At 68.2% G+C, this 16,173-nt stretch carries 13 protein-coding genes; all 13 read left to right on the plus strand.

The genetic code is table 11. The features are described 5' to 3' along the window. The first annotated feature begins 127 nt into the window (after positions 1–127). Complete coding sequence (locus MEU52_RS06860) at positions 128–691, plus strand: UbiX family flavin prenyltransferase (protein WP_443266135.1); 564 nt, start codon at positions 128–130, stop codon at positions 689–691. Between the two features lie 53 nt (positions 692–744). Further along, positions 745–2,160: a UbiD family decarboxylase gene (locus MEU52_RS06865; RefSeq protein ID WP_238120697.1), complete on the plus strand. Its 1,416-nt coding sequence runs from the start codon at positions 745–747 to the stop codon at positions 2,158–2,160. A 129-nt stretch (positions 2,161–2,289) separates the two neighbouring features. After that, entirely contained in the window at positions 2,290–3,324 is a 1,035-nt protein-coding gene (locus MEU52_RS06870; RefSeq protein WP_238120696.1) for an ABC transporter substrate-binding protein, read from the plus strand. 122 nt (positions 3,325–3,446) lie between these two features. Further along, complete coding sequence (locus MEU52_RS06875) at positions 3,447–4,283, plus strand: ABC transporter ATP-binding protein (protein ID WP_238120695.1); 837 nt, start codon at positions 3,447–3,449, stop codon at positions 4,281–4,283. Continuing rightward, positions 4,283–5,056, plus strand: coding sequence for an ABC transporter permease (locus MEU52_RS06880; protein WP_238120694.1), 774 nt, complete (start codon positions 4,283–4,285; stop codon positions 5,054–5,056). Before MEU52_RS06875 ends, MEU52_RS06880 begins: the two co-directional genes overlap by 1 nt. A 16-nt stretch (positions 5,057–5,072) precedes the next feature. Continuing rightward, positions 5,073–5,915 (plus strand): helix-turn-helix domain-containing protein, encoded by an 843-nt coding sequence (locus MEU52_RS06885; RefSeq protein ID WP_238120693.1) that lies wholly within the window; start codon positions 5,073–5,075, stop codon positions 5,913–5,915. Positions 5,916–6,189: 274 nt separating this feature from the next. Further along, positions 6,190–9,180 (plus strand): xanthine dehydrogenase family protein molybdopterin-binding subunit, encoded by a 2,991-nt coding sequence (locus MEU52_RS06890; RefSeq protein WP_238120692.1) that lies wholly within the window; start codon positions 6,190–6,192, stop codon positions 9,178–9,180. Then, positions 9,177–10,001 carry an FAD binding domain-containing protein gene (locus tag MEU52_RS06895; protein ID WP_238120691.1) on the plus strand — a complete coding sequence of 275 codons (825 nt, stop codon included), beginning with the start codon at positions 9,177–9,179 and terminating at the stop codon, positions 9,999–10,001. Before MEU52_RS06890 ends, MEU52_RS06895 begins: the two co-directional genes overlap by 4 nt. After that, complete coding sequence (locus tag MEU52_RS06900; RefSeq protein WP_238120690.1) at positions 9,989–10,522, plus strand: (2Fe-2S)-binding protein; 534 nt, start codon at positions 9,989–9,991, stop codon at positions 10,520–10,522. Before MEU52_RS06895 ends, MEU52_RS06900 begins: the two co-directional genes overlap by 13 nt. Then, on the plus strand, positions 10,515–12,059 hold the full coding sequence (locus MEU52_RS06905) for an AMP-binding protein (RefSeq protein WP_238120689.1): 1,545 nt from the start codon (positions 10,515–10,517) through the stop codon (positions 12,057–12,059). Before MEU52_RS06900 ends, MEU52_RS06905 begins: the two co-directional genes overlap by 8 nt. A 41-nt stretch (positions 12,060–12,100) precedes the next feature. Next, positions 12,101–12,907: an enoyl-CoA hydratase/isomerase family protein gene (locus MEU52_RS06910; protein ID WP_238120688.1), complete on the plus strand. Its 807-nt coding sequence runs from the start codon at positions 12,101–12,103 to the stop codon at positions 12,905–12,907. 31 nt (positions 12,908–12,938) lie between these two features. Next, positions 12,939–14,276 (plus strand): MFS transporter, encoded by a 1,338-nt coding sequence (locus MEU52_RS06915; RefSeq protein WP_238120687.1) that lies wholly within the window; start codon positions 12,939–12,941, stop codon positions 14,274–14,276. Between the two features lie 127 nt (positions 14,277–14,403). Beyond that, complete coding sequence (locus tag MEU52_RS06920) at positions 14,404–16,128, plus strand: thiamine pyrophosphate-binding protein (protein ID WP_238120686.1); 1,725 nt, start codon at positions 14,404–14,406, stop codon at positions 16,126–16,128. Positions 16,129–16,173: the final 45 nt, after the last annotated feature.

The raw sequence follows: 16,173 nt of genomic DNA on the forward strand, positions 1-16,173 counted from the left end.
ACGTGCTGCGTTCCGCTCCTTTTTGCACGCTCCAAATGTCGAACAGGCTCTGCCCGCGGGCAGAAAGGGCGTCGCCATGCTGGATCAAAAGCGGCTCATCATTGGCATTTCCGGTGCGTCCGGCGTCATGTACGGCGTGCGCATGCTCCAGCTTCTGCGCAACGCCGGGGTGGAAACCCACCTTGTCATGTCGCGCACCGCCGAGATCACCCTCGCCTACGAAAGCCAGATGAAAGTAGCGGACGTGAAGGCCCTGGCCAGCGTCTGCCACGCCCAGGACGACATGGCGGCGGCCATCTCCTCCGGCTCGTTCCGCACCATGGGCATGGTGGTGGCGCCCTGCTCCATGCGTTCCATGTCCGAGATCGCCTCCGGTGTCACCACGGGCCTGCTCACCCGCGCCGCCGACGTGGTGCTGAAGGAGCGCCGCCGGCTGGTGCTGATGGCGCGCGAGACACCCCTGCACACCGGCCACCTGCGCACCATGACCGCGGTCTCGGAGATGGGCGCCATCATCGCCCCTCCGGTACCGGCCTTCTACGCCAAGCCCGAGAGCGTCGAAGACCTCATCGACCACACGGTGGGGCGCGTGCTCGACCTGTTCGACATCGAGCTCGGCGTGGTCCGTCGCTGGGGAGAGGACACGCGCCTGAAGCGCCGCGCGCCGCCCCTGCGGCAGATCAAAGCCTGAGCGCTGTCGCTCCCCAGCCCCCCTCCTTGCCCATGCCGATCGAGAGACACGAAATGTCCAGCGAACCCCGCCTCCGCCCCGCCGATGCCCCTGCCGACCTTCGGGCCTGGCTCGCAGCGCTCGCTGCGCGCGGCGCGCTGGCCGTGGCGCGGGACAATCTCTCGCTTATCGACGAGCTCGCCGCCGTGGCCAAGCGCACCGAACGCGACAAGGCGGTGCTGTTCCCCCGCCCCAGCGGCCACGATATTCCCGTGGTGGTGAACCTGTTCACCCAGCGCGAATGGGTAGCCGATGCGCTGGGCGTGAGCGATGATGCTCTGCTGCCCCACGTGCTGGCGGCGGCGCAGGATCCGCTCCCCTGGGTCGAGGTCACCAGCGGCGCCGCCCAGGAGGTGGTGCACACCGAGGTGGACCTGCTGAAGCAGCTGCCCATTCCCAAGCACAATGAGCTGGACAGCGGGCCCTACATCACCGCTGGCCTGCTCATTTCGCGCAATCCGCGCACCGGCGTCCAGAACGTCGCCATCCACCGCTGCCAGATCTCGGGGCCGAACCGCATCGGCGTGCTGCTGCTGCCCCGCCACACCCTTGCCTATTACCGCATGGCCGAAGAGGCCGGAGAGCCGCTCGAAATCGCCATCGCCATCGGCGTGCATCCGGCTCTGCTGCTGGCCTCCCAGGCCATCTGCGCGCTGGACGAGGACGAGATGGGCATCGCCGGCGCGCTGCTCGGCCGTCCGGTCGAAATGGTGAAGTGCAAAACCAACGGCGTGCGCGTTCCGGCCCATGCGGAAATCGTGGTGGAAGGCCGCATCCTGCCGAAGGTGCGCGAGCCGGAAGGCCCATTCGGCGAATTCCCACAATATTATGGACCGCGCGCTGCCCGCGAGGTGATCGCGGTGGATGCCGTCACCCATCGGCGCCATCCCATCTTCCACACCATCGTCGGCGGCTCGTTCGAGCATCTGGTGCTGGGCGGCGTGCCGCGGGAGGCAACGCTGCTGCAGCACCTCAAGCGCTCGTTCCCGAACGTTCTCGATGTGCGCCTGACCCGGGGCGGCACCTGCCGCTATCACCTGGTGGTGAAGATCGACAAGACCAGCAACGGTGAGCCCAAGAACATCATTCTGGGCGCCTTCGGCGGCCATTATGACGTCAAGCAGGTGGTGGTGGTCGACAAGGACGTGGACATTTCCAGCGCCGACGAGATCGAATGGGCGATCGCCACCCGTTTCCAGGCGGACCGCGACATGGTGGTGGTGGGCGGCGCACAGGGCTCGCGATTGGACCCCTCCACCGACGACGGCATCGGCGCCAAGCTGGGCCTCGACGCCACCGCCCCCCTCACCGACGATCCTCTGGCCTTCCGCCGCATCCACGTGAAAGGCGAAGAAGAAGTCGATCTTTCCACCGCTTTGGTGAAGGACCCCAATGCCGCCTTCGCCCGCCTGGTGGCGCAATTGTCCTAAGTCGAGAAGCGTGATCCAGGCCTGTTGACCACCTTGGGAGCACACGGGGACCGCCAAGTCCCATCATCACATCACAGAAGCCGGGCGCACCGACGCACCGGACAGATAAGACCGGGAGGAATTGAGCTGATGACCACCAGAAGGCGCTTCCTTGCCGCCGGCGCCCTTGCCGCGGCCCTCTTCACCACCGTTTCCGCCCAGGCGGCGGACAAGGTCCGCGTGGGGATCAACAACGTCGTCTCCGACGTGGTGTTCCACCTGGCGCAGGAGCGGGGCTTCTTCAAGGATGAAGGCCTCGACGTGGAGCTGGTGGTGTTCGATTCCGGCCCGAAGATGATCGCCCCGCTGGGCGCCGGCCAGATCGACGTAGGCGCCGGGGCCTCCTCAGCCGGCCTCTACAATGCGGTGGCCCGCGGCATCGACATCAAGGTGGTGGCCGACAAAGGTTCCACCCCACCCGGCTATGATTACATGCCGCTGATGGTGCGCAAGGACCTGGTGGCCAGCGGCAAGGTGAAGACCGTCGCCGACCTCAAGGGCATGAAGGTGGGCGCGGTGGGCCCCGGCGCCGCCACCAACGCCAAGCTGGCGCATATCCTGGGGAGCGCGGGCCTCACCTACAAGGACGTGCAGCACAATTATATCGGCTACCCGCAGCAGATCGCTGCGTTCACCACCGGGGCCATCGACGCGGCCATCACCACCGAGCCTTCGGTGACCCAGGCGCTGGACAACGACGTCGCGGTCCGCTTCGTGGTGGATGGCTATCCCAACCAGCAGGTGGCGGTGCTGCTCTACGGCGGCGACTTCATCGCCAAGCACCGCGACGTGGCGCAGCGCTTCATGAACGCCTACGTGCGATCGGCCCGGCTGTTCAACGATGCCACCGCCGGCGGCAAGTTCACCGGCAAGGGTGCGGACGCGGTCATCAAGACCATCATGCACACCACCGGCCTCAAGGACCCCAAGCTGTTCACCAAGATGATTCCGAACGGCATCAATCCCGATGGGCAGGTGGATGTCGCCTCCATGGCGCAGGACCTCAAGTTCTTCACCGACAACGGCTATCTCGAAAAGCCGGCGAAGGTCGAGGACGTGCTCGACCCCTCCTTCGCCAAGGCGACCGTGCAGGCGCTGGGCCCCTACAAGGCCGCCCAGAACTGACACCCCCCGGGTGCCGGCCCGCCGGCACCCCTCACAACTCATCCTCAATGAGAAGGCCGCGGCCGAGCGCATCACCACGCACAGGTCCAGGGGCCCCATGACGGACCGGGAGGATCCACACGATGGCTGTCGTGAGCATGTTGAGCCCGAAGCCGAGCACGGCCGCCGACACGGTGCCGGTTCAGATCTCGATGCGCGGTGTGCGCAAGTATTTTGGAAACTCCGGCTTCGTGGCGGTGGACGGGATCGATCTCGACATCCCGCAGGGCCAGTTCTTCGTCATCGTCGGCCCCTCCGGCTGTGGCAAGACCACCCTGCTGCGCATGCTCGCCGGCCTGGAGAGCATCAGCGAAGGCACCATGAAGGTGAACCGGACCGACCCCAGCCGGCCCGAAAACTCCATGGTGTTCCAGGGTGACAGCCTGTTTCCCTGGATGACCGTCTATGACAACGCCGCCTATGGCTTGCGCATGCGCGGCGTACCGGAGAAGGACGTTTCCGAGAGCGTCAAGCTGTGGCTGGAACGCATCGGCCTTTATCGCTTCCGCGACCGCTACCCGAACCAATTGTCGGGCGGCATGCGTCAGCGGGTCTCCATCGTGCGCGCCTTCGCCAACGATCCCGAGATCCTGCTCATGGACGAGCCGTTCTCCGCCCTCGACGAGCAGAACAAGATGATGCTGCATGAAGAATTGCTGCGCATCTGGGAAGCCACCAAGAAGACCGTGGTGTTCATCACCCATTCCGTGGACGAAGCCGTCACCCTCGGCGATCGCATCATGATCATGACCGCCAATCCGGGGCGGGAGAAGGCCATTCTCGACGTGCCCTTCGCGCGGCCCCGCAACGTCATCGAGCTGCGCCACGAAGCCGCCTATGGCGAGCTGGTGTTCCACATCTGGGAGCAGCTGCGCGAGGAGGTTCAGCGCGCCCGCATGAACGCCGAGGGGGGCAAGTGATGGCTCAGAAGAAAGTCTTCCGCTTCGGCGATCGCTTCATCGGCTTCCTCACCCCCCTGGTGCTGCTGGGCCTGTGGGAAGCGGCGGCACGGCTCGGCCTCATCGACGCCCGCTTCTTTCCGCCCCCGTCGAGCATCGTACACACGTTCGGCGCGCTGATCGCCTCCGGCGAATTGTGGACCAACCTGGTGGCCAGCCTGCGCCGGCTGATGCTGGGCATGCTGGTGGGCGGGGTCCCGGCGCTGTTCCTAGGCCTCGCCATGGGTATTTCCAAGCCCCTGCGAGCGGCCATCGACCCCTTGATCTCCGCCACCTACCCGATCCCGAAAAGCGCCATCCTGCCGCTGGTGCTGCTCATTTTCGGCCTGGGCGAGATGTCGAAGGTGGTGATGGTGGCTCTGGGCGCCTTCTACCCCATCCTCATCAATACGGTGATGGGTGTCGCCAATATCGACAAGATCTATCTCGATGTCGGCCACAACTTCCGCGCCAGCCGGTGGCAGGTGTTCCGCACCATCGCCTTGCCCGGCGCCCTGCCCTCCATCATGGCCGGGGTGAAGCTGGCCATGGGCATGGGCCTCATCCTGATCGCCATCTCCGAGATGGTCGCCGCCTCCGACGGCATCGGCTACATGATCTGGAACGCATGGCAGGTACTCACCGTTGATACCATGTATGTGGGCCTGCTGGTGATCGCACTGCTCGGCTTCATGTTCTCGACCATCCTGGACGAAATCGAGCGGCTGCTGATCCCCTGGAAGGCGCGGGCCTGAGCATGGCGAGGCCGCAATGTCCAACGCCTTGAGGATCGCGCACGGCGCGTTCGGTCGGGTGGCGCTCCTCGACATGGATCGCCCCCTGGTCCGCCATGCCCATCCGCACTGTCACGTGCTGCTGAAGGTGGAAGGCGCGGACACCGCCTTCACGGTCGGTGAGGGGCTCGCCCCCCTCACCGACCGCACGTGCGTTCTGGTGAACGGCTGGGAACCCCATGCCTATGTGCACCAGCCGGAGCAGCCGCAGACGCTGATCCTGGCGCTCTATATCGAGCCGGATTGGCTGAAGGCCTTCCGGCCCGGCTGGGGCGCTTCCGGCGTGCCCGGCTTCTTCGAACAGCCGTGTGGAGAGGTCTCGCCGCGCATCCACCGCCTCACCCACGACCTGGCCGAAGAGATGATGGCGCGGCCGGATGCGGCAGCGGTGCACGAGGCGCTGCTGGCGGATCTCATGATCGCGGTGGTGGAGCGCTTCACCCCGTGGCGCTCCTTCTCCACCATCCGCGCGCTGGAGACCCAGCGCCGCATGGACTGGCGCATCCGCCGCGTGGTGGAGGGCCTGCGCGCCAACCTCGCAGAGGACGTGGACACCACCGCCATGGCGCGGGAGGCGGGGCTGTCACGGGCCCATTTCTTCCGCCTGTTCGAGGCGTCCACCAACGTCCCGCCGCGCATCTATCTCAACGCCATGCGCGTGGAAGCCGCCGTGTCGGCGGTGACCGCGGAAGACGGCAACCTCTCCGACATTGCCGAGCGGCTGGGCTTTGTCGCGCCCTCCCATTTCACGCGTTTTTTCCGCGACCATACGGGCGTGACGCCAAGCGCCTTCCGCACCATCTCCCGCATGGCCCTCTGACCCCCGTTTCGCCGCCACGGCGTCCCGGTCCCTCCACTGCGCGCGGCCCCCGGCTTCTGCTGGGGCCGCGCGTTTTTTATTTTGGATCAGGCCATTGCAGGCACACGCGCCAGATGCGGCACCGCCTTCCGATGCCGCGCTGCAAAACGGCAAATGAGACCCCACGGTAAATCGTGAGACGGCTCGGCATGGTCCGCGCCTCCCCCTGCCGCCACCTTCCCCCGCACGGCGCACCCGCTGCGCCGCGCGCCACCCGAGGGAAGGAATGCCGGGGATGTTGGATGTCACCCGCGAGACAGGCTGGGTCGGCCGCGCCATTGAGCGCGTGGAGGATGCCGCCCTCCTCTCCGGCGGCGGGCGCTACCTGGACGACCTCGGGGTCCGGCCGGGCACGCTCCACATGGCCATCCTGCGCGCGCCCCACGCCCATGCGGATATCCGCGCCATCGATACGGCGGCCGCGCGCGCCGTCGCCGGCGTCGTCGCCGTGCTCACCGGCGCCGATGTCGCCCGTCTGACCGCGCCGCTGGTGGTGGGGGTGAAGGCGCCGGTGGAATGCTGGCCCATGGCGGTGGACCGCGTGCGCTATGTGGGCGAGCCGGTCGCCCTGGTGGTGGCGCAGGACCGCTACCTGGCCGAGGACGCCCTCGACCTCATCGAGGTGAGCTACGAGACGCGCCCGGCCGTCGTCGATCCTCTCGACGCATTGGCGGAGGGCGCGCCCCTGCTGCATGACGGCTTTCCGCGCAATCTCGCCTCCGACCGCCGCTTTCGCTATGGCGACCCCGAGCAGGCGTTCGCCCAGGCGGATCGCACCGTCTCCATTTCCGTCAGCTATCCGCGCAACTCCTGCACGCCCATCGAAACCTATGGGCTCGTCGCCGAATACGATCCGCATGAGGACGCCTATGACGTTCTCGCCAATTTCCAGGGCCCCTTTTCCATCCATGCGGTGATCTCGCGGGCGCTGAAGGTACCCGGCAATCGCCTGCGCCTGCGCACCCCGCGCGACAGCGGCGGCTCGTTCGGCGTCAAGCAGGGCATCTTCCCTTACATCGTGCTGGGGGCCGTGGCCGCCCGCGCCACCGGCCATCCGGTCAAGTGGATCGAGGATCGCCTTGAGCACCTGATGGCCTCGGTCTCCGCCACCAACCGCGCCACCACCCTGCGCGCGGCGGTGACCGCAGATGGCCGGGTCACCGCCCTCGATTATGACCAGGTGGAGGATTGCGGCGCCCACCTGCGCGCGCCGGAACCGGCCACCCTCTATCGCATGCATGGCAACCTCACCGGGGCCTATGCCATTGCCAACGTGGCGGTGCGCAACCGCGTGGTGGTGACCAATAAATGCCCCACCGGCCTCAACCGGGGCTTCGGCGGTCCCCAGGTCTATTTTGCCCTGGAACGGCTGATGCAGCGGATCGCGATCGAGCTCGGCCTCGATCCGCTGGAGGTGATCCGCCGCAACCTCATCCCGGCGGATGCCTTCCCCTATCGCACCGCGCCCGGCGCGCTCCTCGATTCCGGCAACTACCAGGCGACCCTCGCCAAGGGGGTGGCGGAAGGCGGCCTTGCCGCGCTGCGGGCCCGCCGGGATGCGGCCCGCGCCGAGGGCCGGCTCTATGGCATCGGCTTTGCCGCCGTGGTGGAGCCGTCGGTCTCCAACATGGGCTATATCGCCACCGTCCTCACCCCGGCGGAGCGGCGCAAGGCCGGGCCGAAGAATGGCGCCCAGGCCACCGCGACGGTGGCCATCGACCCGGTGGGGGCGGTGAGCGTGCACGTGGCCTCCGTGCCGCAGGGCCAGGGCCATCGCACGGTGCTGGCGCAGGTGGTGGCGGACGTGCTCGGTCTCACCCCCCGCGACATCCGGGTGAATGCGGAAATGGACACGGCCAAGGATGCCTGGTCCATCGCCTCCGGCAATTATTCGAGCCGCTTTGCCGCCGCCGTCGCCGGTGCCGCCAAGATCGCCGCCGATCGCATCGCCCAGCGTCTCGCCCGCATCGCCGCGGCCCAGCTCAACGTTCCGGTGGAGGAGGTGGTGTTCGAGGGCGGCAAGCTCCGGGCCCGCTCCAATGCCGCCAACGCCCTCGCCTTCTCGCGGGTGGCCGCGCTCTCCCACTGGTCACCGGCGCAACTGCCGGAAGGCACCGCCCCCACCATCCGCGAAACCGCGTTCTGGACCCCGCCGGAGCTCACCGCGGCGGATGAAGCCGACCACATCAATTCCTCGCTCTGCCACGGCTTCATCTTCGACTACTGCGGCATCGAGATTGACCGCGACACCGCCGAGATCCGCATCGACCGCTACGTGACTGCCCATGACTGCGGCACCATCCTCCACCCGGGCATGGTGGACGGCCAGATCCGCGGCGGCTTCGCCCACGCTCTGGGCGCCGCTTTGCTGGAGGAGTTCGCCTATGGGCCGGATGGCAGCTTCCTGACCGGCACGCTGGCCGATTATCTGGTGCCGACCGCCATGGAGGTGCCGGAGCCGGTCATCCTCCACACCGAGACGCCATCGCCCTTCACCCCGCTCGGGGCCAAGGGTGTGGGCGAGGGCAATTGCATGTCCACCCCGGCCTGTCTCGCCAATGCAGTGGCCGACGCCCTGGGCGTGGCGGACCTGCGCCTGCCGCTCTCCCCCTCCAGCCTGGCGCCGCTGATCCACGGCGCCGAGCCGGCGGCCCCGGCGGGCATTGCGGCGCCCACGCCGGCGCCCAGTGGGGGCAAGGGCGAGCGGCTCATGCGGGGCGAGGGCAAGGCCCATGTGCGCGCCGCGCCGGAAGCCATCTGGGCCATGCTGCTGGACCCGGACACCCTCGCCGCCATCATCCCCGGCGCCCATGGCGTCAGCCGGGTGTCCGACACCGCCTTCCGCGCCGACGTCACCCTCGGCATCGGCCCGGTGAAGGGCCGCTACAAGGCCGAGGTCTCCCTCTCCGATCTGGAGCCGCCACGCGCAGTGACCCTGCGCGGGCGGGTGGAGGGCAACCTCGGCTTCGGCGGTGGCTCGGGTGCCATCACCCTGACCCCCGACGATACCGGCGGCACCCATCTGGCCTACCGCTACGAAGCGTTCGTGGGCGGCAAGGTGGCGAGCGTGGGCGGGCGCCTGCTGGATGGCGCGGCCAAGGTCATCATCGGCCAGTTCTTCGCCGCGCTGGCCCGCAAGGCGGCTGGCGGCAGCGCCCCCGCCCCAAGCCTGCTGTCCCGCATTCTCGCCCCCCTCACCTCCCTGTTCCGCAGGCGCGCGCCATGAAGCCGGCTCCCTTCGATTACGTTCGCGCGGACAGCCTGCCCGAAGCCCTGGCGGTGCTGAAGGCGGAAGGCAGCGATGCCCGCATCCTCGCTGGCGGCATGTCCTTCATGGCCATGCTCAACATGCGTCTCGCCCGGCCCAAGGTGCTGGTGGACATCATGCGGCTCGAGGCCCTCGCCACGATCGAGCTGCGCAAGGGCGAGGTGGTGGTGGGCGCCGGCGTGCGGCAGGCGCGGCTGTTGGCGTGGGAGGGGCTCACCGGGCACCTGCCGCTGATCGCCAAGGCCCTGCCCTTCACCGGCCATGCCCAGACCCGCAGCCGCGGCACCGTGTGCGGCTCCATCGCCCATGCGGACCCCAGCGCCGAGCTGCCCCTGTGCCTGATGGCCCTTGGGGGCCAGGTGCATCTGGCCAGCGCCGCCGGCCGCCGCAAGGTGCCGGCCGAAGCCTTCATCACCGGCATGATGGCCACCGCCAAGGCCGATGACGAGATGATCGAAGCGGTGTCCTTCCCCGTGGTCCAGGGCGAGGGCACGGCCTTCCGCGAGATCGCGCGGCGCCACGGGGATTTCGCCATCGTCGCCTGCGGCGCGCGGGTGAGCGCCAGGGGCATCCGACTCACCGTGGGCGGCGTCGCCGACATGCCGGTGGCCCGCGACCTGCCGCCCCTGGAGGGTACGGCACTGGACGATGCGCTCAACGCCCTCGCCTTCGAGCTCGACGCCCGTGACGACGTGCATGCGAGCGCCCGCTATCGCCGCGAGCTGGTGCGTCGCATCGGCCGCGCCACCATTGAGGAGGCCCGCCGATGCCGCGCCTGAGCGCCGACCAGCGCCACGAGGTCCGCTTCACGCTCAACGGCCACCCCGTCTGCGGCCGCGCCGGCCCGCGCCTGCTGCTGTCCGATTTCCTACGACATGAGATCGGCGCCACCGGAACCCATGTGGGGTGCGAGCATGGGGTGTGCGGCGCCTGCACGGTGCAGGTGGACGGCATGCTCACCCGCGCCTGCCTCACTTTGGCGGTGCAGGTGGAGGGCGCCAGCGTGCGCACGGTGGAAGGGCTGGCGCCGGAGCCCGACCGGCTCAGCGCGCTGCAGGCCGCCTTCCGCCGCAACCACGCCCTGCAATGCGGCTTCTGTTCCGCCGGCATTCTCATGTCGCTGGACGCCTTCCTGAAGGCCCATCCGGAGCCGGACGAGGCGGAGATCCGCGATCTGCTGTCCGGCCACCTGTGCCGCTGCACCGGCTACACGCCCATCGTCCGCGCCGCCCTGGAGGCCGCCGCGGAGATCCAGAACAGCCAAAGGGAACTCACCCAAGGGGAAACCGCCCATGCTTGACCTCGGCACCAGCTTTCTCGCCAGTGTGGCGCGGGATCCGCAGGCGCTCGCCATCGTCGACGCAGACCTGCGCCTCACCTATCGCGAATGGCTGGCCAAGATCTCCGCGCTGGTCGACGCCTTCGATCAGCTGGGGCTGCGGCCGGGTGACCATATCGTCAGCGTCCTGCAAAACCGCTGGGAGGCGGCGACGCTGCACTGGGCCTGCCAGTTCGCCGGCCTCGTCATCACCCCCATCAACTGGCGGGCGAAGGGCGACGAGATCGATTTCTGCCTGGAGAATTCCGAGGCCAAGGCGCTGGTGTTCGAGCCGGTCTCGGCGGCCGCCGCCGGCGCGGCGCAGCGTGCCGCCGGCCTGGTGCGGATCGCGGTGGGCGACACCGACACCGACGGCCTGCGGTTCGCCGATCTGGTGGCCGGCTCGGGCGCGACCCCGGTGGCGCGGGTGGGCGCAGATGCCTGGTCCATCATGCTCTACACCTCGGGCACCACCTCGCGGCCGAAGGGCGTGCCCCGCCGCCACCGCGCCGAGCGCGCCGCCGGCGTCGCCCACGTGGCGCAAAACCTCTATCGCCGGGGCGAGGTGACCCTCGGCGTCATGCCGCTCTACCACACCATGGGGGTGCGTTCGCTGATCGCCATGTCGCTCATCGGCGGCACCTTCGTCTGCCTGCCGCGCTACGACACCCGCGTGGCGCTGGAGCTGATCGCCCGCGAGCGCATCACCAATCTCTATCTGGTGCCCACCCTCTATCACGATCTGGTGCACGATCCCGCCTTCGCCGGCACCGACGTCTCAAGCGTGCGCAAGCTCGGCTTCGCCGGCGCCTCCATGACCGACGGGCTCTTGAAGAAGCTGGAAGATGCGTTCGCCCCCGAGCTGTTCGTGAACCATTACGGCTCTTCGGAAATCTACACCTTCAGCATCGACCAGAAGGCGGCGCTGAAGCCGGGATCGGCCGGCCGGGCGGGCATCAACCAGATGGTGCGGGTGGTGCGCTTTGCCGCCCAGACGCCGGACGACCTCGCCCCCGTGGGAGAGGAAGGCGAGATCATCGCGCTGCTCGCCGGCGACGAGGCCTTCGAGGGCTATTGGCGGCGCCCCGAGGCCGACGCCAAGGCCCTGCGGGACGGTTGGTATTTCACCGGTGACACCGGCTTCCTGGATGCCGACGGCGACCTGTTCGTCACCGGCCGGGTGGACGACATGATCATCACTGGTGGCGAAAACGTCTCGCCGGTGGAGATCGAAAGCTGCCTGTCGCTGCATCCGGCGGTGTCGGAAGTGGCGGTGGTGGGCCTGCCCGACGAGAAGTGGGGCAAGATCGTCGTCGCCTTCCTGAAGCGCAAGGCGCCGGTGGACACCGAGGAACTGGACCGCTGGTGCCGCGACAGCGGCCTGTCCAACTTCAAGCGCCCGCGCCGCTTCGTGTTCGTTCAGGACATTCCCAAGTCACCGGTGGGCAAGCTGCTGCGCCGCCAGTTGGTGGCCGGTGAGTACGCCGCCGAGACCGGCTCCAGCCGCGGCGCCGCCTGATCCCCTTTTTCCGTTCAACGCTCACTCCCAAGGAGAAGACCATGCCGGCTGCCTACACCTTTGCCGATCCGCGCCTTGCGGCCCTCGACGGCTTCCACGTCGAGATCGACGAGGCCAGCGCGCGCGCCGACATCATCCTGGATCGCCCGCCCTTCAACATCGTCTCCATGCCGGAGCGCGACCAGCTGCGGCTGGTGTTCGAGACGCTCGACGAGGATGACCGGGTGCGCGTCATCGTCGTGCGCGCCATCGGCGAGCATTTCTCCTCCGGCGGCAACATCAAGGGCTTCATGGAAGCCTCGCCCGAGCACGTTTCCAAGCTTGCCTGGAACATCGCCGCCCCGACCCGCGCCGCCAAGCCGGTGATCGCCGCCAACCGGGGCTATTGCTTCGGCGTCGGCTTCGAATTGTCCTTGGCCTGTGATTTCCGCATCATCACCGACACCACCCAATATGCCCTGCCCGAGCAGAAGCTCGGCCAGATCCCCGGCTCCGGCGGCTCGGCCCGTCTGCAGAAGATGGTGGGCATCACCCGCACCAAGGACATCGTGATGCGGTCCAAGCGCATCAATGCCGATCAGGCCCTGGCCTGGGGCATCGCCACCGAGAAGGTGGCCGACGCGGACCTGGAAAAGGCCACCGATGCGCTGGTGGCCGAGCTTGTCTCCTTCTCGCCCATCGCCCAGCGCACCGCCAAGAAGCTGCTCAACGACACCGAGGACAGCCCGCTCACCATCGCCATCGAGCTGGAAGGCCACTGCTACAGCCGGCTGCGCCAGTCGCACGATTTCAAGGAAGGCGTCGAGGCCTTCCACGCCAAGCGCAAGCCCGCCTTCACGGGCTGCTGACGGGTCTGAGAACCCACGGGAGGAAACAACAATGTCCGCGCCAGATACGTCCCTCTCCCCCACCGCTATGGCGGTGGGGAACCGCCAGCGCAACAGCGCCATCGTCGCCTCGGTGCTCGGCTGGTCCCTCGATCTGTTCGATCTGTTCATCCTGCTCTATGTGGCCCCGGTGGTGGGGCAATTGTTCTTCCCCTCCACCCACCCCACCTGGTCGCTGGCGGCGGTCTACGCCTCGTTCGCGGTGACGCTGCTGATGCGGCCCATCGGCTCGGCGATCTTCGGCCATTATGCCGATGCCTACGGCCGCAAGGGGGCCATGCTGGTGGCCATCATCGGCGTCGGCCTTTCCACGGCGGCGTTCGGCCTTCTGCCCACCATCCATCAGGTGGGCGCCATCGCGCCGGTCATCTTCATCCTGCTCCGGCTGGTCCAGGGCGTGTTCGTCGGCGGTGTGGTGGCCTCCACCCACACCATCGGCACGGAATCCGTGCCGGCCAACTGGCGCGGCCTGATGTCCGGGCTGGTGGGCGGCGGCGGCGCCGGCATCGGCGCGCTTCTGGCCTCGGTGGTGTTTCTCGTCACCTCCACCCTGTTCCCCGGCGATGCATTCGCGGAAACGGGCTGGCGCGTGATGTTCTTCTCCGGCCTGCTGTCGTCCTTCCTCGGCTGGTTCATCTTCCGGAACCTGGAGGAATCTCCCTATTGGAAGGAAATGCAGCAGCAGAAGGCGGCGAAGAGCGCGCGCGGCGAGGCCAACCATGCGCCGCTGAAGACGCTGTTTGCCGATGGCTACCGCAACGTGCTGCTGATCAACCTGTTGATCACCATCGGCGGCGGAGCGGGATACTATCTTACGTCCGGCTACATGCCGACCTTCCTGAAGCTCATCAACCAGCTACCCAACCAGACCTCATCCTACATCCTGATGGCGAGCTCCATCTCGGCGCTGGTGGCGGCGGTGCTGGTGGGTGCCCTCAGCGACATGATCGGCCGCAAGAAGACCTTCCTGCTGGTGGGTGTCGCGGCCATCATCCTGCTGCCGACCTTCTACATGGGCCTTGCGGGCGCCAGCAGCATGACGACCATCGTGCTCTACGCCCTGGGCATCGCCTTCATCGGCAATGCGGGTTATGCGCCGGTGCTGATCTTCCTGAACGAACGCTTCCCCACCGCCATGCGCGCCACCGGAACGGGCCTGTCGTGGAACATCGGCTTCGCCATTGGCGGCATGATGCCCACCTTCGTCTCGCTGGCGAGCCCCACTCCGGCGGACCTGCCGCTCTCGCTCTCGATCTTCGCCGGTGCGGTGTTCGTATTGTACCTCGTGGGCGCGCTCATCGTGCCGGAAACCAAGGGCAACTTCCGCTAGCATCAGCGCCCGCGCCGGCCGCACGGTCGGCGCGGGACCCGGCCGTCCAACCGCGGCGGGGTCATGCACAGGGGACCCCGCCAGAAACCGAGCCGCAGGCCCCGCAGAGCCAAGAACGAGCCTCACCATGCAGCATTCCGCGTTCTCCCGCACCGGTGGCCAGATCCTCGTGGACGCGCTGAAGATCCACGGCGTCGACACGGTCTATTGCCTGCCCGGCGAGAGCTTCCTGGCCGCCATCGACGCCCTCGCCGGCGCCACCGATGCCATCCGCACCATCGTGACCCGTCACGAGGCAGCGGCGGCCAACATGGCCGAGGCCTATGGCAAGCTCACCGGCCGCCCCGGCGTGTGCTTCGTCACCCGCGGCCCTGGCGCCAGCCATGCCGCGATCGGCATCCACACCGCATCGCAGGATTCCACCCCACTGGTGCTGTTCGTCGGCCAGGTGGCCGCCACCATGCGCCATCGCGAGGCGTGGCAGGAGGTGGACTACCCGGCCATGTTCGGCGGCATGGCCAAATGGGTGGTGGAGATCGATCGGCCGGAGCGCATTCCCGAGCTGGTGGCGCGGGCCTTCCAGGTGGCCGTTTCCGGCCGCCCCGGCCCGGTGGTGGTGGCGCTGCCGGAGGACGTGCTGGCAACGCCCGCCACGGTGCGCGACGCGGAAGCCTATCGGCGCGTCGCAGCCCATCCCGGCACCGCCGACATGGCCCGGCTGCGCGCCATGATCGAGGCCAGCACCCAGCCGCTGGTGATCGTCGGTGGCGGCGGCTGGAGCGCCCAGGCCAGCCGCGATTTCCAGCATTTCGTCGAGGCCTTCGACCTGCCCGTGGCGGCGGCCTTCCGCCGGCAGGACCTGCTCGACAACCACCACCCCAATTACATCGGCCACGCCGGCCTCGGCCCCAGCGCCAAGCTGGTGGCCCGCATCCGCGCGGCGGACCTGCTGCTGGCGGTGGGGCCCCGCCTCGGCGAGACCACCACGGCCGGCTACACACTGCTCGATCTGCCCCGGCCGGCCCAGCGCTTCGTCCATGTCCATGCCGATCCGCAGGAGCTCGGCCGTGTCTATCAGGCCGACCTCTTCATCAATGCCGGCATGGGCGAATTCGCGGCGGCGGCCGCTGCCTTGAAAGGCAAGGGGCCGGCCGGCTGGCGCTCGCCCATGCCCTGGAGCGGTGCGGTGCGGGCGGCGCGGTCCGAATATCTCGCCGACCAGACGCCCGGCGCCATGCCCGGCCCCCTCGACCTTGGCGCAGTGATGCTGCATCTGCGGGAAACGCTGCCGCTCTCCGCCATCATCACCAACGGCGCCGGCAACTATGCCATCTGGGTGCATCGCTTCCATCGCTATGGCGGCTTCCGCACCCAGCTCGCGCCCACATCGGGCGCCATGGGCTATGGCCTGCCCGCCGCCATCGCCGCCAAGCTCCACAACCCGGCACGGGATGTGATCTGCTTTGCCGGCGATGGCTGCTTCCTGATGAGCGGACAGGAGCTGATCACCGCGCGGCAGCACGGCGCCGGGGTAGTGGTGATCGTGGTGAACAACGGCATGTACGGCTCCATCCGCATGCACCAGGAGCGGGAATATCCCGGCCGGGTGTACGCCACCAGCCTGGACAATCCCGACTTTCCCGCCCTGGCCGAGGCCTATGGCTGCTTCGGCGAGCGGGTGGAGGCGACGGCCGATTTCGCTGACGCCTTCGCCCGTGCCCGCGCCTTCGCCGCCGCCGAGAAGCGCCCGGCCCTGCTGGAGCTGGTCATTGATCCGGAGGCCATCACCCCGTCGGCGACGCTGACGGGCCTGCGCGAGGCCGCGCTGAAGGCAGGCCACGGACAGGGCTGAATTTGGCGCCGCCCAAGGCGGCGTCGCCCAGAACCATGGGAGGAT

The organism is Xanthobacter sp. NM-25 (assembly GCF_022138605.1).
Taxonomy (GTDB): Bacteria; Pseudomonadota; Alphaproteobacteria; order Rhizobiales; family Xanthobacteraceae; genus Xanthobacter.